The following is a 19,206-nucleotide window of genomic DNA, read 5'->3' on the forward strand; positions in this document are numbered from 1 at the left end:
CTTAACATTATAAAGTTGTTCAGTTTTTTTAGGGATAATGCCATGAACAAAGTACCTTGCTGGTGGCTTGGGTGCTGCCTGTTGTCTGCACAGGTCCTTGCCGCCGATTCGCCTGCGGTAATCAGTTTTGGACAATTAAATGAAAATCAGGCGCTGCCCGCTCTGGATGGACGGGTCGCCCTGCCCACCCGTCAGGCCGCCCCCGGTACCTTAACCCTTGGCGATGCGGTGACCCGCGCCGTCAACTGGCATCCCACCATTCGCGAAGCGGTGGGCAAACTTTACGAACAGATCCAGCAGGTCGATGTCGCTAAATCGAAATACTATCCGCAAATCAGCGCCGGGATAGACAACGGCTACAGCAATAACTCCAGCGATACCGGCTTTACCCCCTCGGTGGTGGTCTCCCTCTCCCAGATGCTCTATGACTTTGGCAAGGTGGCAAGCCAGGTGCGCGCTGAAGACGCGGGCGTGGTGCAACAGCAGGCCAACGTGCTGTTGAGCATCGACACTATCGCCCGGGATACCGCCATCGCCCTGGTGCAGGTGCAGATGTGGCAGCAGATGGTGGAGACCGCAGAAGAGCAGCTTGAGGCGCTCGGCGCCATCGGCAAGCTGACGCGCCAGCGTAACGACGAAGGGGCCACCTCGCTCTCGGACGTGGTGCAGACCGACGCCCGTATCGAAGGGGCGCGTTCGCAGCTGATGCAGTATCAGGCCAACCTCGACAGCGCCCGCGCCACGCTGATGAGCAACCTCGGCTGGAGCAATCTGAACGCGGTCAGCAACGCCTTCCCGGAAAAACTGGCCCGCAGCTGCGACATCAACGAGCCGGATGACCGGCTGGTGCCCGCGGTGCTGGCTTCCTGGGCGCAGGCTAACGTGGCGCAGGCGAACCTCGATTACGCCAATGCGCAGATGACTCCTACCGTCTCGCTGGAGCCGCAGGTGCGTCACTACATGAACAACCGCTACCCCGGCCACGATACGCTGGACAAGACCCAGTACAACGTCTCGGTGAACGTCGAGATGCCCCTCTACCAGGGCGGCGGGCTAAGCGCCCGGCGCAACGCCGCCAGCCACGCGGTGGAAGCGGCGCAGTCCAATATTCAGCGCACCCGGCTGGACGTGCGGCAAAAGCTGCTGGAGTCCAAAAGTCAGGTGATGAGCCTGATGAGCACCCTGCAGATCCAGTCCCGCCAGGAGACGCTCAGCCAGCGTACCCGCGAACTCTATCAGCAGCAGTATCTCGATCTGGGCTCCCGCCCCCTGCTGGACGTGCTGAACGCCGAGCAGGAGGTCTACCAGGCCCGCTTTACCCAGTGGCAAACCGCCGGACAGCTTCGCCAGCTGCAGATCAACTGCCTCTATAACACCGGGCGAATGCGCAATGCCTTCGGCCTTGAAAACCACACCATTCAGTCAGTGGAGATCCAGCCATGATCCGAGACGATATCCTTTATGAGGAGACACTGACGCAAGAGGCGCTGGAGCACTGGGCGCAGGCGTTTGGCTACGTCGCCACCCGCTACCGGGTGGCCTGCTCCCCCGGCGCGCTGGTGGCGGGCGCGCCCTGGCTGCAGGGCAAAAGCAAAATCCCGGCGCTGACCGGGCTTGCCCGCGAGGCGGGCCTCTCCTTTCAGCTGCTCACCAACGGCCAGGAGTCCATCAACAGCTGGCGCCTGCCGGTGGTGGTGGAGCTTAATGACGGCAAGATTGGGGTGATTGAGCACTTCGACGGCGAGGATCTGCTGGATGTCTGCTTCTTTGACGGCAAGGCGCAGACCAACCGCATCTCGCTGGCGAAGATGCTCCCGGCCATTCGCCAGGTGGTGGCCCTGCGCCCGCTGGCGGCGCTGAAAGACAGCCGGGTGGATGCCTATATCTCCAGATACCGCCCCGACTGGCTCTACCGGCTGGTGATGCGCGACCTGCGCCCCTATACCTACGTCATGCTGGCGGCGCTGTTCATCAACCTGCTGTCGCTGGCGGGCATTCTCTTTTCAATGCAGGTCTATGACCGGGTGATCCCCGCCCAGTCCTACCCCACCCTCTATGTGCTGACCATCGGGGTGCTGATTGCCACCCTGTTCGGCTTTATCCTGCGTCTCGCCCGGTCTCACATTATGGATCTGCTGGGCAAACGCGCCGACATGCGCGTCTCGGACCGGGTGTTTGGCCACGCCCTGCGCCTGCGCAACAGCGCGGTGCCCCGCTCCACCGGCAGCTTTATCTCCCAGCTGCGTGAGCTGGAGCAGATCCGCGAGATGGTCACCTCCTCCACCATCTCTACCATCGTCGACCTGCCCTTCTTCTTCCTGTTTGTGGTGGTGCTGGCGATCATCGCCCCGTCACTCGCCTGGATCGCCCCGGTTGCGGCAGTGGTGATGGTGCTGCCGGGCCTGCTGCTACAGAAAAAGCTGGCGGCGCTGGCGAAGCAGTCGGCCCACGAGGCGACCCTGCGCAACGCCGTGCTGGTGGAGAGCGTGCAGGGGCTGGAGGACATCAAGCTGATGCAGGCGGAGAACCGCTTCCTGCAACAGTGGAACAGCTACATTCAGATCACCGCCGAGTCGGGCCTTAAGACCCGGGAGCTGACTCAGGGCCTGATCAGCTGGGGGATGACCATTCAGAGCCTGGTCTACACCGCGGTGATTGTAGTGGGTGCCCCGATGGTGATCGAAGGCGAAATGACCACCGGTGCGGTGGTGGCCGCCTCAATGCTGGCCTCGCGGATGATCGCCCCGATGGCGACCCTGTGCGGCGTGCTGGCCCGCTGGCAGCAGGTGAAGGCGGCTAAAGAGGGGCTGGACAACATTATGCAGTTGCCCACCGAGAACCAGCGTGAAGAGACGCCGATCCGCCAGGACGTGCTGCGTGGACACTACCTCTTCGAGCAGGCGCAGTTCGCCTACGGCGGCGACGCGCAGAACCCGGCGCTGCGCATCAACCGGCTGGAGATCAAACCCGGCGAACATGTGGCAGTGCTGGGACGTAACGGCGCGGGCAAATCGACCCTGCTGCAGGCGATGGTGGGCAGCATGGATCTGGTGGGCGGCGAGCTGCGGCTCGACAACCTCAGCCTGCCCCATCTCGACATGGCGGATGTGCGCCGCAACGTCGGCCTGATGAGCCAGAACGCGCGGCTGTTTTACGGCACCCTGCGGGAGAACATCACCCTCGGGATGCCGCGGGCCACCGATGAGGAGATCTTTGCCGTGCTGGAGATGTGCGGCGCGGCCAGCTTTGTGCAGAAGCTGGCGAAGGGGCTGGATCACCCGATTATGGAGAACGGCGTCGGGCTCTCCGGCGGCCAGCGCCAGTCGATTTTGCTGGCGCGGATGTTCCTGCGCGATCCCAACGTCGTGCTGCTGGATGAACCCACCGCCTCGCTGGATGAGCACACCGAGCGTGAATTTATCCAGCGTCTGGGCCAGTGGCTCGGTCATCGCACGCTGATTGTCGCCACCCACCGCGTACCGATGCTGGAGCTGGTGGAGCGCGTGGTGGTGCTGAAAGAGGGCATGCTGGTGATGGACGCGCCGAAAGCGCAGGCGCTGAGCAACAGCCGGATGCAGCAACCGCAGCAGACAAATGGCCGGGAGTGGAAAAATGAAAATCAATCAGCGTGACGTTGCGGCGATGGATGACCTGGATAACGCCCTCGGCTCCGAGAGCGGCTATACCGGGGCGAGAAGCATTGTGTTATTCAGCCTGCTGCTGTTTGTCGCTGCCGGGGTGTGGGCGTGGTTCAGCATTCTCGATGAGGTTTCCACCGGCACCGGGAAGGTGATCCCCAGCTCCCGGGAGCAGGTGTTGCAGTCTCTCGACGGCGGGATCCTCGCCGAACTAAAGGTTCACGAAGGGGATCAGGTGCAGGCCGGCCAGGTGCTGGCGCGTCTCGACCCGACCCGCTCTGAATCCAACGTCGGCGAAAGCGCCGCCCGCTACCGCGCGTCGCTGGCCTCCAGCGCCCGTCTGCGTGCGGAGGTGAACGATCTGCCCCTCATCTTTCCGCCGGAGCTGGCGAAATGGACCGACCTGATCGCCGCCGAAACCCGGCTCTACAACTCCCGCCGCGAGCAGCTGGAAGACTCCCGGCGCGAGCTGCGCCAGGCGTTGGATCTGGTGAATAAAGAGCTTGCGATCACCCAGCGGCTGGTAAAAACCGGCGCCGCCAGCCACGTCGAGGCGCTGCGCCTGCAACGCCAGAAGAGCGATCTTGAGCTGAAGCTCACCGACCTGCGCTCGCAGTACTATGTTCAGGCCCGGGAGGCGCTCTCTAAATCGAACGCCGAAGTGGATATGCTCTCGGCGGTGCTGAAAGGACGTGAAGACTCGGTGACCCGCCTGACGATGACCTCGCCGGTGCGCGGCATTGTGAAGAACATCAAGGTGACCACCATCGGCGGCGTTATTCCCCCGAACGGCGAGGTGATGGAGATTGTGCCGGTGGACGATCACCTGCTGATTGAAACCCGCCTGTCGCCGCGGGATATCGCCTTTATCCACCCCGGCCAGAAGGCGCTGGTGAAGATCACCGCCTACGATTACGCCATCTACGGCGGGCTGGATGGCGTGGTGGAGACCATCTCCCCGGACACCATTCAGGATGAAGCCAAACCGGAAGTGTTTTACTACCGGGTGTTTATCCGCACCAGCCAGGATTACCTGGTGAACAAAGCGGGCAGGCACTTCTCGATTGTGCCGGGGATGATTGCCACGGTGGATATCAAAACCGGCGAGAAATCGGTGATGGATTATATGATCAAGCCGTTTAACCGGGCGAAAGAGGCACTAAGGGAGCGGTAGCAAGAGCGCCGGGTGGCGGCGGCGCCTTACCCGGCCTACCAAACCGGCACGCCCTTGTAGGCCGGGCAAGCGAAGCGCCGCCCGGCAAACAGGTCGCACCGGTGCAAACCCACCAGGCCATACTCTCAACGAAACATTAACGGCAAGGTTTCGCCAGGCTGCTGCGGTCGGGTTGCGCCTGATGCTGAAGGGTGTTCGATAAAATCAGGGTGATGAATAACATTGTTTGTCGCCAGATTAAGGGCGCAGTGCATCTCATACAGCAGCCTTTCCTGTTCAGGCCCGCTGCTGCCGGACAACTGCTGCGTGTAGCCTTTCACCTGAAGCAAATTTTCCGTCATGCGCAGATTCGTCAGCTTGCACGCCTCAGCGTGCTGACTGGCAGACTTCAGCTGCCCCCGGCTCTCCTCCAGCGCCGTTTCAAGTTTATCAACCTCATTGGTCAGCCGGGAAACCATCATAAAGAGGATGGCGACCCCGGCGATGACAGGAACAATTAACCACCATGACACAAACATGTGAGTCACCCTGCAAGATAAGTAGCGTAGTTACATTCTTATTAGCAGGCTGACTTAGAGCAATAATAGGAAATCATTAGAAACGCCCGCGCCTCTTTACTCCTTCATTGCGGATTGCCAGTAAAGGGGCGTGCCGAAAAACGCCACGTAGTAGTCAATCACCGCCCTGACGTTCAGCGGTGGATGACGCGCATTGGGGTAGATCGCCGAAATGTTCTGCGGTTCCGTGTTGATAGCGGCCTCATGGTCCGGCAGCAGTTTTACCAGCTCCCCGCTGCGCAACCGGTCGCCGATAAGCCAGTCCGGGAAGAGCACCATCCCCATCCCGCCCAGCGCCGAGGTCAGCAGGGTTTCCGCGTTATTGGACGATAACAGCGGCGACACGGGATAGTGGACCCACGCCCCGCCAGGCGCACGCAGCAGCCAGCGGTTGGGGCCGGACGAACCGCGGTAGACAAGGCATTTATGTCGGGTTATGTCGTCCGGCACCTCGGGCGCGCCGTATTTGCGCAGATAGGCCGGAGAAGCGGCGAGGTGATAAAACTGCGGCCCGAAAACCCGGGCGTGAAAAGAGGAGTCGGTCAGCATACCGATGCGAAAGATCAGGTCGGCAGCATCCCGGTGGGGATCGATATAGTCGTCCGTCAGCGTCAGCTCGATGCTGAGCCGGGGATAGCGTTCCGTCAGGCCGGGAAGCCCCGGCGCGATATGCCGCTGACCGAAAAAGACCGGGGCGTTGATGCGCAGCAGACCGGAGGGCTCCTGCTTGCGCGCGTCCAGCTCCCGGCGCGCCTCCTCAAGGTTGCCGAGCATCAGGCGGGCATAGCGGATAAAAAGGTGACCACTTTCCGTGGGAATAATTGCCCGCGTGTTGCGGTAAAAAAGCTGCTGGCCGAGCGCATCCTCAAGCTGATGGATGACCCGCGAAACCTGCGAAGCGGAGATCCCCTCCCGGCGTGCCACCACCGAAAAATTCTGGGATTCATAGACCTCTTTAAAGGTTTGCAGCCAGCGGAGGCTGATCGTGGCGGGGTCGCGCATTAATGCATTTCCTGCACAGGTGTTTCTTTCATTATGGCATTTTTCTCACGGATGTTCAGGGGTACGCTTCCCCGCCTTGAAAACGGAGAAGAGTAACTATGCAGCTGATATTGATTTTACTGGTTATTGCCGGGGGGATGGGGTTGTCCGTCGAGGCAGGGCTACTGGGGCCGCTCGGCGGTGAGGTAGGTGATTTATGGGCCACGTTCAGCGTGTTCGGCGTCGGTGCCGCCCTGACCTTTTTGCTGATGCTCTTTTTCAGCCCACGCAACAGCCCGTCGTTTTTTTCACAGCCTTCATGGCAGCTGCTGGGCGGCGTTCTCGGCCCGGTCTACGTCATTATTCTCACCGTGGTGACGCCCGCCATCGGTATCGCCATGACGATGATTGGCATCCTTGCCGGCCAGGTCTTTAAAAGCCTGATCATCGATCACTACGGCCTGCTGGGCACGCCGCACCGCAAAATTGACACTAAACGCATCATCGCGCTGATTTTTATCATTGCCGCGCTGGTTCTGGTTGCACAGGGGTAAGACGATGACATTAATTATGATTATTCTGGCGGTGATTGGCGGTGCGACGCTGAGCATTCAGGCCGCCATCAACGGCCAGCTGGGCAGCAAGGTGGGCGTATTCAAAAGCGCGTTCCTGACCTTTTCCGTCGGGGCGCTGATCACCGCCCTGCTGATCTTCTTCTTTGAACCGCGCCATGCCGTCAGCCTGCTGGATGTGCCCAAATGGCAGCTGCTGGGGGCGATGTTTGGCGTGCCGTACATCGTCATCATGGTGCTGGCCGTGCAGCGTATCGGTACGGCGGTGGCCACGGTGGCGGTGATTTTCGGCCAGCTGACCATGAGCATGCTGATCGACAATTTTGGCTGGCTGGGGAACGACGCCATTCCCTTCTCGATGACGCGCCTGGGTGCGGTTCTGTGCCTCGGGATCGCGCTGTGGTTTATCTACTCCAGCAGCACGCAGAAGTCAGAGGAGAAGGCGCCTGCAGAAACGCGAAGTTAAGCCAGCTTCGGTGAGGGGAGGCGCAGGCAGGTGTTTTTGCTTTTCAGGTCATTTATAGTACTTCCCCTCATCCCGTAGCCATTAACACCATGAAAACCGATAATAAACGCGTTCGTGCTTATCATTTTTCCCCCTTTCGCCATCTTTTTGCCGCACGTTTTCTCACCGTTCTGGGCAACGGTATCGCCCCCATTGCGCTGGCATTTGCGGTGCTGGATATTGGCGGCTCGGCCTCTGATTTAGGTATCGTCGTGGCCTCCCGCTCGATTTTTAACGTGCTGTTTCTGCTGCTGGGCGGAGTATTAGCGGACCGCTACTCCCGCAGCCGGGTGCTCGTCTCCTCGTCGGTGGTGGCCGCCATCTCACAGGCTGTCGTGGCGTGGTCGGTGCTGGACGGGTCCGCCACGGTGCTCAGCCTGACCCTGCTTGGCGCGGTAAACGGTGCCGCCGCGGGCATCACCCTTCCCGCCTCTTCTGCCCTCGTTCCCCAGACGGTCCCCGGTAAAAGCCTGCGCGAAGCCAACGCCTTCATTCAGCTCGGGGTGTACAGCGGGACGGTTATCGGCGCGTCGCTGGGCGGCGTTCTGACAGGCGCCGTCGGACCGGGCTGGGGGCTTGCCATTGATGCCCTGGGGTTCGCCGCCGCCGCCCCCCTCTACCTGATGATTCGCGTGACCGCCCTTGAAGCCGGGCCTTCTCAAAGCAACATGCTGCAGGATTTAAAAGCGGGGTGGCAGGAGTTCGCCAGCCGGGCCTGGGTGTGGTCGATCGTCGTGCAGTTCACCATTATTAACGCCGCTTTTAGCGGGGTAATGATGGTGCTCGGGCCGGTGATTGCAGATACCTCTTTTGGCCGGGCGCAGTGGGGGATTATTTTGGCATGCCAGAGTATTGGCCTCATTGTGGGCTCCTCCCTTGCCCTGCGCTGGCGACCGCGCCGGGATCTCTTTATCGGCGTGATGCTGGTGTCATGCTGCGCCCTGCCCATCTTTATGCTGAGCCTGCTCCCCTCCACGCCCTGGCTGATTGCCGCGTTCTTTATTGCCGGGGTGACCTTTGGCCTCTTTGGGGTGGCCTGGGCCCAGTCCCTGCAAACGCATATTCCGCAGGATAAGCTGGCGCGCGTCTATGCCTACGATGCGGTGGGATCGTTTGTGGCGATCCCCTGCGGCGAGCTTATCGCCGGGCCGCTGGCCAACCAGTACGGCACCAGCAACGTGCTGCTGGTGGCGGCCTGTGCCGTGGTTCTCGCCACGGTAGCCGCCAGCCTGGTGCCGGCGATAAGACGACTCGATAACACGTCACAGCTTAAATCGCATACATAATGGGTTATCATCCGTCTCCCTCTTGTTTCTGCGGTCAGACTGATGTCAGTGATTATCGATAATTTTATTGCCCCGCCCTGCCATGCGGCGATAGAGACGCTCTGGCAGGACGATCATCTGGTGCTGATCAATAAACCCAGCGGGCTGCTCAGCCTGTCGGGGAAAAATCCGCAAAACCTTGATTCGGTGCATTACCGGCTGGTGCAGATCTTTCCCGGCTGCACGCTGGTGCATCGCCTCGATTTTGGCACCTCCGGGCTGATGGTGATTGCCCGCAACAAGGCGATCAATGCCGCTCTCTGCCAGCAGTTCAGCCAGCGCAGCGTAACCAAGACTTACACCGCCCTGCTCTGCGGGCATCTGGCCGATGATGAAGGGGTGATAGACGCCCCCATAGCCAAAGATCCGGCGCTGTTCCCGCGGATGTCGATTTGCGCTATCAACGGCAAGCCCGCCCGTTCCCGCTATCGGGTGGTGGAGCGCGGGCATTATCAGGGTGATGTGCCGGTCACGCGGGTGGAACTGACGCCGGAGACGGGACGCACCCACCAGCTGCGCATTCACTGCCAGCAGCTGGGCCACCCGATTTTAGGCTGCGACCTGTATGGCGGAGTGCAGATACCCGGCACCGAACGCACGCCGCGCCTGATGCTGCACGCCAGCGAGCTGCGGTTCGTGCATCCGGTCAACGGGGAGCCTGTCCATATCCGCCATGCCAGCCCGTTTTGATAGTGCCATTTTGCCACGCGGCTCTCTGTCAGTTCAGCCCCACGCCTGGTTCTGAATCACCACCCGGTACCCGTTGTCATCCACGAATGTGTGCCCATTGACCTCCCAGTAGGGGTTAAACGCATTTACCTGCGTAAAGCCCGCGCTGCGCATTCGCCCGCAGGTCGCTTCCCATTCGGCTTTATCGGGATAATAGAGAACGATCAGATCCTCGTTCGTTTGCAGAGGCTGAACGGGATGGTGGTGGCACACGGTAAATTCGATATGCCAGGGTAAATCTTCCCGCCCTAACATGATCCCGCTGAAGCCCTGATGATCGCTAAAGTCCGCAATCTTTTTCAGTCCTAATCCCTGGCTGTACATCAGGAAAGCGTTGTCGAGGTTTATGACAGGTCTGGCAATACGCATATGGGTGAACATCCGGGCTCCTGTGGGCTGCTGGTTTATCATGCCGTCTCAGTCTACCTGCCGTTGCGTTTGCCATTTTCCTCTCAGTGCGTTCCGACATAACGGCGGCACGCCTGATGTTGCATCGCGCCGCCGGGCGGTCCGGGTGAGTTTGCAGCGGAATGTGGCTATCCGGTTAATCCAGAACGATGAGCCCTCTCACCCCGACTGCTGCACCTGTGCCGACAAATAGACCCGCACGTAGCGTACAAATTTGCCGACAAAGACCCCGGCGAACAGCCCGCCGGTAATGATGGCGAAGGCGCTTGCGCCGGGGCGCTGCAGCGTCTCGGGCGCAATGGCGCTGATCGCTCCCAGCACATATTTCACCGCGAAGGCCAGCATCATAATGGGCAGTGCCGAGTAGTCCGCCGAACGGTAAATGCTGCGCGGGGCGGCAGCCCGGCTCACCGTCACCCCTTTGCTCAGGATATAGCCCATCGCCGCGCCGCTGAGTAGACCTGCCAGCCACAGGGAGCCGGTGCCGAAGGTGAGTGTGCGAAAGACCAGCAGGTCGTAGATATCCCAGATCAGAAACAGGGCCGGAACGATGGCGAGCTTTTCCAGCGCAACGGTGGCGGGCTTACGCGCCCGGATGCCTCTGCTTATCAGGAACAGCAGAACCAGATAGACCCAGACGGGGGTATGAATCAGGACACCAGAGATGAAATCAAGCATAGGGTTCACCTTCGCCTCCGGGGTGACACCGCGTCACCGCTCCGGTTGAGTATTGCCTGGGGTACCCGCTCTACCATCATACTTTATCAGGTTCTTTTATTTGCCCTTCGCTTACCCTTTTTGAAGTAGTAATTTCCGTGAGTAACTGTAATCCATACATAATATACGCAAACAATTTGTTATATTATTTAACAGCCGAAAACAATGTCCATAAATAATATAAAAACCAATTAAGATTAATCCCACGCACAATATTTTCATATGGGCTATAAGCGGGCCACCCTGAACGTAAACTTACGTAAAGAGCCCCGCCACGCCTGGACTCGAACGTTTCAGCGAAACACAAAACAAGCGATAAAGCAGAACAACCGGAAGGTCGTTTGTTTACATTACCTTGGCGAAACTTATTTGCGAAACAAGCGGAGCGATATATTCAGTTAAATCTTAAAACATAAGATAATTTATTTTCAAAACCGCATTTGACTCTTCTGAAATAGGGGCTAAATTTAATCCTGAACGACAACGGATACGAATAAAAACGTATCTTACTGACATAAACGATGTAAATGAGGAAACATAATATGGCAGAGCAACGTGGTGGTTCAGGTAATTTCGCACAGGATCGTGAAAAGGCCTCTGAAGCAGGGAAAAAAGGCGGTCAGCAGAGCGGTGGTAATTTCAAAAACGATCCGCAGCGCGCTTCCGAAGCAGGTAAAAAGGGCGGTCAGCATAGCCATGGTGGCGGACGTAAGTCTGACAACTCTTAATTCATCTCATTATTAAAGCCTGTTCTTCACTTTAATGGGTAACCTCTGCGGGTCCGCGGGCTCGCAGATTTTTATAGCACTGGAGAAAAAGTATGAATATGAAAAGTATAGAGGATGTATTTATTCATTTGTTATCCGATACCTATAGTGCAGAAAAACAGCTTACTCGTGCGCTGGCTAAATTATCCCGCGAAGCCGCCAGCCCCGATCTGAGCGCTGCGTTTAAAGCGCACCTGGAAGAAACCCATGGTCAGATTGAGCGTATCGATCAGCTCATCGAGAAAACGCCAAATATTAAATTGAAAAGAATGAAATGCGTGGCGATGGAAGGGTTAATTGAAGAAGCCAATGAAGTCCTTGAAAGCACAGAAAAAAATGAAGTGCGTGATGCAGCATTAATCGCTGCGGCGCAAAAAGTCGAACACTATGAAATTGCCAGCTACGGCACGCTCGCTACCCTGGCGGAGCAATTAGGATACACCCAGGCGGTCAAATTATTAGCCGAGACGCTGGAAGAAGAGAAATCCACCGATCTTAAACTGACCGATTTGGCAGTCGGAAATATTAATCAGAAAGCAGAAAAGTAAGCCTGAATTAACCGAACCCGAGGACGAAAATATGAATCACGTAGAACACTACCATGACTGGCTACGCGATGCTCACGCCATGGAAAAGCAAGCGGAATCTATGCTCGAATCAATGGCGAGCCGTATCGATAATTATCCTGATGTCCGCGCCCGTATTGAGCAACATCTTACTGAAACCAAACAGCAAATAAATGTACTGGAAGAGATCCTCGACCGTAACGATATTTCCCGCTCAATGTTGAAAGACTCCATGAGCAAAATGATGGCGTTCGGCCAGTCTGTCGGCGGCATTATGACCTCGGATGAAATCGTAAAAGGCTCTATTAGCGGCTACGTTTTCGAGCAGTTCGAAATTGCCTGCTATACCTCCCTGCTGGCCGCGGCGCGAAAAGCCGGAGACGTGGCATCGATTCCAGCGATCGAATCGATCCTCGCCGAAGAGCAGCGCATGGCCGACTGGCTGATCCAGCATATTCCTGACACGACTGAGCAGTTCCTGCTGCGCTCAGATGCTGACGGTGTCGAAGCGAAAAAATAACCAGGGAGTGATCGTATGTTTCGACACGTAAAACAATTGCAGTATACCGTCCGCGTTGCCGAGCCGAACCCCGGCCTGGCAAACCTGCTGCTTGAACAGTTTGGCGGCCCACAGGGCGAGCTGGCGGCCGCCTGCCGTTACTTCACCCAGGGGCTGAGCGATGACGATCCAGGCCGCAGAGAGATGCTGATGGATATCGCGACCGAAGAGCTCAGCCACCTTGAGATCATCGGTACGCTGGTCGGCATGCTGAACAAAGGCGCCAAAGGCGAACTGGCGGAAGGTACCGAAAGTGAAGCGGAACTCTACCGCTCACTGACGCAAAACGGTAACGACAGCCATATCACCTCCCTGCTGTATGGCGGTGGGCCACCGCTGACCAACTCCGCAGGCGTGCCATGGACTGCGGCGTATATCGATACTATCGGGGAAGCCACCGCCGATTTGCGCTCCAACATCGCGGCGGAAGCACGCGCCAAAATCATCTATGAACGCCTGATCAACGTCACTGACGATGTCGGGGTAAAAGATGCCCTTGCGTTCCTGATGACCCGTGAAGCCGCACACCAGCTCTCGTTTGAGAAGGCGTTGCAGTCGATTCGCAATAATTTCCCACCAGGGAAACTACCGCCAATCGAACAATACGCAACCACCTACTACAATATGTCTGCAGGTGATGATCTTCGCGGCAGCTGGAACAGCGATGAAAACTTTGAGTACGTTGCCGATCCGCAACCCGCCGTTGATGGCGGCGATGGCAGCGCTGAGGTTACGCTCACGAAAGAGCAGGCCGCACTACTCAAAGCGATGGCGAGCCGCACCGAGTCGGATCCAACAGCCGATCCGCTCACTGGCGCTGAGCTGGGTGCCGGTAAAAATAAACCGTAACCCCGCCCGCAACAACAGCCGTACCACGATGCCCCGTTTTATACGGGGCTTTTCGCTGACAGGGGAAGAGTACGATGTTCGAACTCGATGCGTTTTATCTCGCCAGGCTTCAGTTTGCCTTCACTGTCTCATTTCATATTATCTTCCCGGCGTTAACCATCGGCCTTGCCAGCTATCTGGTGGTACTGGAGGGGATGTGGCTGAGAACGAAAAATGATGTCTGGCGCTCGCTCTATCATTTCTGGTTAAAAATCTTCGCCGTTAACTTCGGCATGGGCGTGGTCTCCGGGCTGGTGATGGCTTACCAGTTTGGCACCAACTGGAGTGGCTTTTCGCAGTTTGCCGGCAGCATCACCGGCCCGCTGCTCACCTATGAAGTGCTCACCGCCTTCTTCCTCGAAGCGGGTTTCCTTGGGGTCATGCTGTTTGGCTGGAACAAGGTTGGGCCTGGCCTGCACTTCTTTGCCACCTGTATGGTGGCGCTGGGCACTCTGATGTCCACCTTCTGGATCCTCGCCTCCAACAGCTGGATGCACACGCCCCAGGGCTTTAGCATCGAGAACGGTCAGGTCATCCCCGAGGACTGGTTCGCCATCATCTTTAACCCCTCTTTCCCGTATCGTCTGATCCACATGTCCATCGCCGCCTTCCTGAGCAGCGCCCTGTTTGTGGGCGCCTCCGGCGCATGGCATCTGCTGCGCGGTAACGACAGCCCGGCGGTGCGCAAAATGTTCTCAATGGCGCTGTGGATGGCGCTGCTGGTGGCGCCGATACAGGCCTTTGTCGGGGATATGCACGGCCTGAACACCCTCGAACACCAGCCGGCAAAAATCGCCGCCATCGAAGGGCACTGGGAAAATCCCCCAGGCGAAGCGACGCCCCTGCTGCTGTTTGGTGTGCCCGATATGGAAGAGGAGCGCACCAAGTATGGGCTGGAGATCCCGGCGCTTGGCAGCCTGATCCTCACCCACAGCCTGGATAAGCAGGTCCCGGCGCTGAAAGATTTCCCGAAAGATGAGCGCCCTAACTCGCTCATCGTCTTCTGGTCGTTCCGCGTGATGGTGGGCCTGGGGCTGCTGATGATCCTGATGGGGGTTATCAGCCTTTGGTTGCGCCATCGCCGTCGGCTCTATCACTCCCGCCCGTTCCACCGCTTTGCCCTGAGTATGGGGCCAGCGGGTGTAGTCGCGATCCTCGCCGGCTGGGTCACGACCGAGGTGGGCCGCCAGCCGTGGGTCGTATATGGCTATCTGCGCACCATTGATGCGGTGTCGCTGCACAGCACCCTGCAAATGAGCATCAGCCTGCTGGCGTTTATCGTTGTTTACTGCTCGGTATTTGGCGTGGGGTTAGTCTATCTGGTGCGGTTGATTAAGAAAGGACCGCAGCCTACCGATAATCTCTCGATGAAGACCGACGGCAGACCCGCACGCCCGCTCTCGGCGGCAGAACCGGTTCCGGAAGAGGAGAAACTGTAATGGGCGTCGATATCTCAGTTATCTGGTTTGCCATCATCGTTTTCGCCACCCTGATGTACATCATCATGGATGGCTTCGATTTAGGTATCGGCATGCTCTTCTACTTTGAGCGCGACCCGCAGGCGCGCGACGTGATGGTAAACAGCGTCGCCCCGGTATGGGACGGAAACGAAACCTGGCTGGTGCTGGGGGGAGCCGGGCTGTTTGGCGCCTTCCCGCTGGCCTATGCGGTGGTTATCGACGCCCTTACCATCCCGTTGACCGCGATGCTGATCGGGCTCATCTTCCGCGGGGTGGCGTTCGAGTTTCGTTTTAAAGCCACACCGTCGCACCGCGCCTTCTGGGACTACTCCTTCGCCGGGGGCTCGCTGCTGGCGACCTTCAGCCAGGGGATTGTCGTCGGGGCGATGATTAACGGCTTTGACGTTGAAGGCCGCCGCTTCGCGGGTTCGTCGCTGGACTGGCTGACCCCCTTTAACCTCTTCTGCGGGCTGGGGCTGATGGTGGCCTATACCCTGCTGGGCACCACCTGGCTGATTATGAAAAGCGAAGGGGCATTACAACGCCATATGCGGGATTTGACCCGCAAGGTACTGCTGGCGCTGCTGGCAGTAGTGGCGGTGGTAAGCGTCTGGACCCCGCTCGGCTGGCAATATGTGGCCGACCGCTGGTTCACGTTGCCGAACTTCTTTTACTTCCTGCCGGTGCCGCTGCTGGTGGGGATCTTCGGTCTGTGGATCTGGCGACTCACCCGCGATCCGCACAGCCATACCCGGCCCTTCCTGCTGACCCTCGGGCTGATCTTCCTTGGCTTTAGCGGGCTCGGCATCAGCCTGTGGCCCAACATTATCCCGCCACGCATCACCATCTGGGACGCCGCCGCGCCGCCATCCAGCCAGCTCTTTATGCTGGTGGGCACGCTGCTGATCATCCCGTTGATTCTGGTCTATACCGCCTGGAGCTACTACGTGTTTCGCGGCAAGGTGACCGACACCGAGGGCTACCATTAAGCGCGGCAGCATTGCCGGGTGGCGCTGACGCTTACCCGGCCTACCACAGCCGCCGGGCGTTGCGCAATAAAAAGCCGGGTGACGGCTTTGCCTTACCCGGCCTACAAAACGATACTGCTTACCCTATTTCCGCCGGGTGATCAGTTTCCCCACCAGCAGCAGCCCCGCCAGCGCAGCGCTACCCAGCAGTACTTTCCCCGGCACGCCGGAGGTGATGGCCGTCGCCCGGGTTCTCGACTCGTCGGAAAAGCGCCCGTGGACCTGGTGCATCCCCCTGACCGGCCCGGAAAGATAATCCTGCCGCTCGGGGACGTTGAGTTCGTTGGTCATCTGCCCTTCCCACGCCTTTTTCACCATCATGCGATCCAGCAGGCCGGGGAAGAGAAACTGGCCGATAATCGCCTGCATGGTGCTGCGCCCGACCCACAGCTCCCGCACCGGGCGGCGGGTCACGTTGAAAATCGCCTCGGCGGCCACCTCCGGCTCGTAGACCGGCCCGATGGGGCGCATGGCGAAGGCAAACTTATTGCGCGCCCAGCTAAACTGCGGCGTGTTAAGGCCCGGCATCTGCACCATCGTCAGCTGGATATTGATACGCTCGTGGATAAGCTCGGTGCGTACCGCGTCGGTAAAGCCGCGGATCGCCGCTTTCGCGCCGCAGTAGGCGGACTGGAGCGGGATGGAGCGGTAAGCCAGGGCAGAGCCCACCTGGATAATCTGTCCCGCATCGCGCGGGGTCATCACGGACAATGCCGCCCGGGTGCCGTTAACGTAGCCCAGGTAGGTTACGTCCGTGACCCGGCGAAACTCCTCATCGCTCATGGCGCGAAACGGCGCCAGTACCCCGCACATGGCGTTGTTGATCCATACATCAATTGCGCCGAGCTGCGTCTCGAACGCGTTGGCCGCCGCCATGATGGCCGACGCGTCCGTCACATCGGCATTCACCGTGTGACACTTCACGCCGAAGCGTTCAATTTCGGCCCGCGCCGCCTCAAGGCTGGGGTCATCCCGGGCGATAATCCCCACGTGATAGCCCGCCTCTGCAAAACGCAGCGCCGTGGCTTTGCCCACGCCAGCCGTCGCTCCGGTGATCACCACAACGCTCATCATGCTCTCCTTAATGCAGTTGCTTTTTCCAGTGCGGGATCTGCCGCAACAGTTCAGAAAGCGCGTAACGAACCGCTTTCTCAATCACATCTTCACACTCGCCGGTGAAGTGCTGCACGGCGGTAGTGACCTCACCGCGAAAAGACCAACCAAACCAGACGGTGCCTGCCGGAGTGCCATCCTCACCGCCGTCCGGCCCGGCATAACCGCTGATGGCGATGCTGATATCCGCGTCGGCAAGCTCCAGTGCGCCCTGAGCCATCTCGCCCACCGTCTGGCTGCTGACGGCGGTATATTTTTCCAGGGTGGCATTGTTGACACCCAGTACCTTGTGTTTAGCTTCGTTGTTAAAGGTGACCACGCCGGTACCAAAGAACGAGGCGGTATCTTTCTCGGCGCAGAGCGCAGAGGCCAGGTTGCCGCCGGTGCAGGATTCTGCGGTAGTAAGCAGCCAGCCCAGATCGATCAGGACAGTTGATACCTGGCTGGTGAGTTCTTTGGTGGTTTTGGCCTGGTTCCAGACATTTTCATTTTCTTTCATGATGCACTCTCTTCAGGAATAATCGAAATATGACCATTACGTTCAAGTATGGCGTATTTAATTTCTTCCAGAGTGGTTATGCCGTGATTTTGCCGGGCAGAGACCAGAATGTCGTCGCAGGAGACATCGACTTTCTTTAATTTTTCGTTTTGCAGTTCACCGTGCACCACCAGAATAACCGGGGAGCCGTCGATGGCCGATTCCGCACCGGATATATATTTTTTTACCATGCCAAACAGCATATCCACCACTACCAGCGTAATAATGGTGAGCATGGCGCCGGTGACGGAAAAATCATCCCCCAGCAGCGCCTGTTGCGTAGCTTCACTAATAATTAATAACAGGATCAGATCGAAGCTGGTCATTTGCAGCAGCGCCCGCCTGCCGGCGATTTTAAATACCACCAGCAAAATCAGATAAATCGCCACCGCCCTGAGTATCATTTCCATGTTGGTGCCTTAGGGATAGATAAATTGCCAGAAAGAGAGGCCCGGTTGATTATTTACCGTGACAGAGAGGTCGGTTTTGCCGGGGCGTTGTGGGGTGGTATAGAGCCAGACGGTTAAACCCTTGCGCGGTTCCTGATAAACCAACACGATCTCCCCGCCCTCGCTGTACATTTCATCGGGCTGCGGCCAGATATTATCGGTTTGCATCCGTTCCATATATTCGCCGCCGATGCGCAACGTCAGCGGCGTAGTACTCTGTTCTGGCACGCTAATTTTCAACTCAATGGGCGTTTGCAAGCGTCCAAAACGTTCATACTCAACCTGCAAATTACCCGGAGCGTTACTCTTTGTCGCTTCGCTAAAATAGCCACCAGAAAAAAGCCCTGACAGCGCAGCGGTGATAATGAGTATTAACAGAACAAAACCGAAGCGGTGCGCATCGTATTCAAACTGCAGGGAAGCATGACTCTGTTTGACGCCGGGCAATTCAGGGGGATTTTCTTTGGCTTTTGCCATTTATCACCTCACCGTCTCGTTAATTAATATTATGCAGCCAGATGATTTTTATCGATAAATTTGATTAAGACTGTTCCTGTTTGCAAAATAAAAAATAGCAACCAGGCTTAATCTGTCAAGCAGGCTAAACCAAGGAGGCTGTATGAAATTATCCGTCGCACCCTTATTGTGTTGTCTTATAATTCCGGCTGTATATGCCGATGATAATGGTGGACTGAAGAAAGATACTGCCCCTCCTCCACCGCACGCGCTGGATGATGGTTATCGTGGCGCGGAAGATGCCCGCATCATGACCGTGGAGCAGGCCAAAGAGATGCACGACGGGGCTACGATCTCCCTGCGCGGTAATCTCATAGAAGGTTCCGGCGGCGATAAATTTAAATTCCGCGATAAAACCGGCACTATTGATACAGTGATCCCCCAGGCGGTATTTGATGGCCGTACCGTCCAGCCCGATAATATGATCAGCATTAACGGCAGTCTGGATAAAAAATCAAATCCACCGGTGGTCCGTGTCGACCGTATTCAGAAATAGTGTAAATTTCACTTAAGTTTCTCGTGGATATTCCCAGATATCCACGAGAACCCTGCGGAATATATTCTCTAAACCTTAACCTACCAGATTTAAGGAGCCAAAAACTCGGATAATTCCGGGCTTTAGGATTAATCCCCCTTTCCTTCCCCTGGCAATACTTAAACAATTTTACACAAATTCACATTGCCTTCTTTATTGCTTACACAGCACGGATTCGCCG

At 57.7% G+C, this 19,206-nt stretch carries 22 protein-coding genes; 14 read left to right on the forward strand and 8 right to left on the reverse strand.

Annotated elements, in window-relative coordinates:
- Window positions 1–42: 42 nt before the first annotated feature.
- Genes GNG29_RS17655 through GNG29_RS17665 form a run of 3 tightly spaced genes read left to right on the forward strand, consistent with a single transcriptional unit; the run spans window position 43 to window position 4,812 of the window.
- Window positions 43–1,443, forward strand: a complete 1,401-nt coding sequence (locus tag GNG29_RS17655; RefSeq protein ID WP_103180806.1) for a TolC family outer membrane protein — start codon at window positions 43–45, stop codon at window positions 1,441–1,443.
- The gene (locus GNG29_RS17660; RefSeq protein WP_103180807.1) at window positions 1,440–3,632 is read left to right on the forward strand and encodes a type I secretion system permease/ATPase; all 2,193 of its coding nucleotides are present in this window, start codon (window positions 1,440–1,442) and stop codon (window positions 3,630–3,632) included. Before GNG29_RS17655 ends, GNG29_RS17660 begins: the two co-directional genes overlap by 4 nt.
- Window positions 3,633–3,642: 10 nt before the next feature.
- Complete coding sequence (locus tag GNG29_RS17665; RefSeq protein ID WP_103181127.1) at window positions 3,643–4,812, forward strand: HlyD family efflux transporter periplasmic adaptor subunit; 1,170 nt, start codon at window positions 3,643–3,645, stop codon at window positions 4,810–4,812.
- Between the two features lie 125 nt (window positions 4,813–4,937).
- On the opposite strand, the gene GNG29_RS17670 is transcribed toward GNG29_RS17665, so the two are convergent.
- Entirely contained in the window at window positions 4,938–5,330 is a 393-nt protein-coding gene (locus GNG29_RS17670) for a hypothetical protein (RefSeq protein WP_103180808.1), read from the reverse strand.
- Between the two features lie 96 nt (window positions 5,331–5,426).
- Window positions 5,427–6,371 (reverse strand): LysR family transcriptional regulator, encoded by a 945-nt coding sequence (locus GNG29_RS17675; RefSeq protein ID WP_156655123.1) that lies wholly within the window; start codon window positions 6,369–6,371, stop codon window positions 5,427–5,429.
- 98 nt (window positions 6,372–6,469) lie between these two features.
- Here GNG29_RS17675 and GNG29_RS17680 point away from each other — a divergent pair, with 98 nt between their 5' ends.
- The 4 genes from GNG29_RS17680 (at window position 6,470) to GNG29_RS17695 (ending at window position 9,442) form a co-directional block, all read left to right on the forward strand.
- Window positions 6,470–6,904, forward strand: a complete 435-nt coding sequence (locus tag GNG29_RS17680) for a DMT family transporter (protein WP_103180810.1) — start codon at window positions 6,470–6,472, stop codon at window positions 6,902–6,904.
- A 4-nt stretch (window positions 6,905–6,908) separates the two neighbouring features.
- Window positions 6,909–7,388: a DMT family transporter gene (locus tag GNG29_RS17685; RefSeq protein ID WP_103180811.1), complete on the forward strand. Its 480-nt coding sequence runs from the start codon at window positions 6,909–6,911 to the stop codon at window positions 7,386–7,388.
- Between the two features lie 89 nt (window positions 7,389–7,477).
- A complete protein-coding gene (locus GNG29_RS17690; RefSeq protein WP_156655124.1) occupies window positions 7,478–8,713 on the forward strand; it encodes an MFS transporter in 1,236 nt (411 codons plus the stop codon).
- Between the two features lie 42 nt (window positions 8,714–8,755).
- Window positions 8,756–9,442: an RluA family pseudouridine synthase gene (locus tag GNG29_RS17695; protein WP_103180812.1), complete on the forward strand. Its 687-nt coding sequence runs from the start codon at window positions 8,756–8,758 to the stop codon at window positions 9,440–9,442.
- Window positions 9,443–9,475: 33 nt separating this feature from the next.
- Here GNG29_RS17695 and GNG29_RS17700 read toward each other — a convergent pair whose 3' ends face one another.
- Both GNG29_RS17700 and GNG29_RS17705 read right to left on the reverse strand, forming a co-directional pair.
- On the reverse strand, window positions 9,476–9,862 hold the full coding sequence (locus GNG29_RS17700) for a hypothetical protein (protein WP_103180813.1): 387 nt from the start codon (window positions 9,860–9,862) through the stop codon (window positions 9,476–9,478).
- A 186-nt stretch (window positions 9,863–10,048) separates the two neighbouring features.
- Window positions 10,049–10,567, reverse strand: coding sequence for a hypothetical protein (locus tag GNG29_RS17705; protein WP_156655125.1), 519 nt, complete (start codon window positions 10,565–10,567; stop codon window positions 10,049–10,051).
- Window positions 10,568–11,148: 581 nt separating this feature from the next.
- Between GNG29_RS17705 and GNG29_RS17710 the strand changes: the two genes are divergently transcribed.
- The 6 genes from GNG29_RS17710 (at window position 11,149) to cydB (ending at window position 15,835) form a co-directional block, all read left to right on the forward strand.
- Window positions 11,149–11,334 carry a general stress protein gene (locus GNG29_RS17710; RefSeq protein WP_103180815.1) on the forward strand — a complete coding sequence of 62 codons (186 nt, stop codon included), beginning with the start codon at window positions 11,149–11,151 and terminating at the stop codon, window positions 11,332–11,334.
- A 92-nt stretch (window positions 11,335–11,426) separates the two neighbouring features.
- Window positions 11,427–11,921, forward strand: a complete 495-nt coding sequence (locus GNG29_RS17715) for a ferritin-like domain-containing protein (RefSeq protein ID WP_103180816.1) — start codon at window positions 11,427–11,429, stop codon at window positions 11,919–11,921.
- A 31-nt stretch (window positions 11,922–11,952) separates the two neighbouring features.
- Entirely contained in the window at window positions 11,953–12,459 is a 507-nt protein-coding gene (locus GNG29_RS17720; protein WP_103822602.1) for a ferritin-like domain-containing protein, read from the forward strand.
- Window positions 12,460–12,474: 15 nt separating this feature from the next.
- On the forward strand, window positions 12,475–13,347 hold the full coding sequence (locus GNG29_RS17725) for a manganese catalase family protein (protein ID WP_156655126.1): 873 nt from the start codon (window positions 12,475–12,477) through the stop codon (window positions 13,345–13,347).
- Window positions 13,348–13,421: 74 nt separating this feature from the next.
- Window positions 13,422–14,825 (forward strand): cytochrome ubiquinol oxidase subunit I, encoded by a 1,404-nt coding sequence (locus GNG29_RS17730; RefSeq protein ID WP_103822604.1) that lies wholly within the window; start codon window positions 13,422–13,424, stop codon window positions 14,823–14,825.
- Complete coding sequence (gene cydB / locus GNG29_RS17735; RefSeq protein WP_103180820.1) at window positions 14,825–15,835, forward strand: cytochrome d ubiquinol oxidase subunit II; 1,011 nt, start codon at window positions 14,825–14,827, stop codon at window positions 15,833–15,835. The genes GNG29_RS17730 and cydB overlap by 1 nt, the downstream gene beginning before the upstream one ends.
- 123 nt (window positions 15,836–15,958) lie before the next feature.
- Here the strand turns inward: cydB and GNG29_RS17740 are convergent, their stop codons facing one another.
- From GNG29_RS17740 to GNG29_RS17755, 4 genes are read right to left on the reverse strand one after another with little or no spacing between them, the layout of a single operon-like run.
- Window positions 15,959–16,945: an SDR family oxidoreductase gene (locus GNG29_RS17740; RefSeq protein ID WP_103180821.1), complete on the reverse strand. Its 987-nt coding sequence runs from the start codon at window positions 16,943–16,945 to the stop codon at window positions 15,959–15,961.
- 10 nt (window positions 16,946–16,955) lie between these two features.
- Window positions 16,956–17,486, reverse strand: a complete 531-nt coding sequence (locus GNG29_RS17745; protein ID WP_156655127.1) for a 2-oxo-tetronate isomerase — start codon at window positions 17,484–17,486, stop codon at window positions 16,956–16,958.
- Window positions 17,483–17,935, reverse strand: coding sequence for a DUF421 domain-containing protein (locus GNG29_RS17750; protein ID WP_103180823.1), 453 nt, complete (start codon window positions 17,933–17,935; stop codon window positions 17,483–17,485). The genes GNG29_RS17745 and GNG29_RS17750 overlap by 4 nt, the downstream gene beginning before the upstream one ends.
- 9 nt (window positions 17,936–17,944) lie before the next feature.
- Entirely contained in the window at window positions 17,945–18,451 is a 507-nt protein-coding gene (locus tag GNG29_RS17755) for a hypothetical protein (RefSeq protein WP_103180824.1), read from the reverse strand.
- Window positions 18,452–18,593: 142 nt separating this feature from the next.
- On the opposite strand from GNG29_RS17755, the gene GNG29_RS17760 reads away from it, so the two are divergent.
- Entirely contained in the window at window positions 18,594–18,986 is a 393-nt protein-coding gene (locus GNG29_RS17760; RefSeq protein ID WP_103180825.1) for a YdeI family stress tolerance OB fold protein, read from the forward strand.
- The last annotated feature ends 220 nt before the right edge of the window (window positions 18,987–19,206 follow it).

Origin of the sequence: Leclercia sp. Colony189 (assembly GCF_009740165.1) — a bacterium.
GTDB lineage: Bacteria > Pseudomonadota > Gammaproteobacteria > Enterobacterales > Enterobacteriaceae > Enterobacter.

Bases quoted from the DNA above. Each gene is read 5' to 3' on its own strand.
- GNG29_RS17755 (WP_103180824.1), bottom strand. From the start codon at position 18,451: ATGGCAAAAGCCAAAGAAAATCCCCCTGAATTGCCCGGCGTCAAACAG.
- GNG29_RS17680 (WP_103180810.1), top strand. From the start codon at position 6,470: ATGCAGCTGATATTGATTTTACTGGTTATTGCCGGGGGGATGGGGTTG.
- cydB (WP_103180820.1), top strand. From the start codon at position 14,825: ATGGGCGTCGATATCTCAGTTATCTGGTTTGCCATCATCGTTTTCGCC.
- GNG29_RS17750 (WP_103180823.1), bottom strand. From the start codon at position 17,935: ATGGAAATGATACTCAGGGCGGTGGCGATTTATCTGATTTTGCTGGTG.
- GNG29_RS17665 (WP_103181127.1), top strand. From the start codon at position 3,643: ATGGATGACCTGGATAACGCCCTCGGCTCCGAGAGCGGCTATACCGGG.
- GNG29_RS17715 (WP_103180816.1), top strand. From the start codon at position 11,427: ATGAATATGAAAAGTATAGAGGATGTATTTATTCATTTGTTATCCGAT.
- GNG29_RS17655 (WP_103180806.1), top strand. From the start codon at position 43: ATGAACAAAGTACCTTGCTGGTGGCTTGGGTGCTGCCTGTTGTCTGCA.
- GNG29_RS17675 (WP_156655123.1), bottom strand. From the start codon at position 6,371: ATGCGCGACCCCGCCACGATCAGCCTCCGCTGGCTGCAAACCTTTAAA.
- GNG29_RS17695 (WP_103180812.1), top strand. From the start codon at position 8,756: ATGTCAGTGATTATCGATAATTTTATTGCCCCGCCCTGCCATGCGGCG.
- GNG29_RS17660 (WP_103180807.1), top strand. From the start codon at position 1,440: ATGATCCGAGACGATATCCTTTATGAGGAGACACTGACGCAAGAGGCG.
- GNG29_RS17685 (WP_103180811.1), top strand. From the start codon at position 6,909: ATGACATTAATTATGATTATTCTGGCGGTGATTGGCGGTGCGACGCTG.
- GNG29_RS17670 (WP_103180808.1), bottom strand. From the start codon at position 5,330: ATGTTTGTGTCATGGTGGTTAATTGTTCCTGTCATCGCCGGGGTCGCC.
- GNG29_RS17720 (WP_103822602.1), top strand. From the start codon at position 11,953: ATGAATCACGTAGAACACTACCATGACTGGCTACGCGATGCTCACGCC.
- GNG29_RS17760 (WP_103180825.1), top strand. From the start codon at position 18,594: ATGAAATTATCCGTCGCACCCTTATTGTGTTGTCTTATAATTCCGGCT.
- GNG29_RS17690 (WP_156655124.1), top strand. From the start codon at position 7,478: ATGAAAACCGATAATAAACGCGTTCGTGCTTATCATTTTTCCCCCTTT.
- GNG29_RS17740 (WP_103180821.1), bottom strand. From the start codon at position 16,945: ATGAGCGTTGTGGTGATCACCGGAGCGACGGCTGGCGTGGGCAAAGCC.
- GNG29_RS17730 (WP_103822604.1), top strand. From the start codon at position 13,422: ATGTTCGAACTCGATGCGTTTTATCTCGCCAGGCTTCAGTTTGCCTTC.
- GNG29_RS17745 (WP_156655127.1), bottom strand. From the start codon at position 17,486: ATGAAAGAAAATGAAAATGTCTGGAACCAGGCCAAAACCACCAAAGAA.
- GNG29_RS17725 (WP_156655126.1), top strand. From the start codon at position 12,475: ATGTTTCGACACGTAAAACAATTGCAGTATACCGTCCGCGTTGCCGAG.
- GNG29_RS17700 (WP_103180813.1), bottom strand. From the start codon at position 9,862: ATGTTCACCCATATGCGTATTGCCAGACCTGTCATAAACCTCGACAAC.
- GNG29_RS17705 (WP_156655125.1), bottom strand. From the start codon at position 10,567: ATGCTTGATTTCATCTCTGGTGTCCTGATTCATACCCCCGTCTGGGTC.
- GNG29_RS17710 (WP_103180815.1), top strand. From the start codon at position 11,149: ATGGCAGAGCAACGTGGTGGTTCAGGTAATTTCGCACAGGATCGTGAA.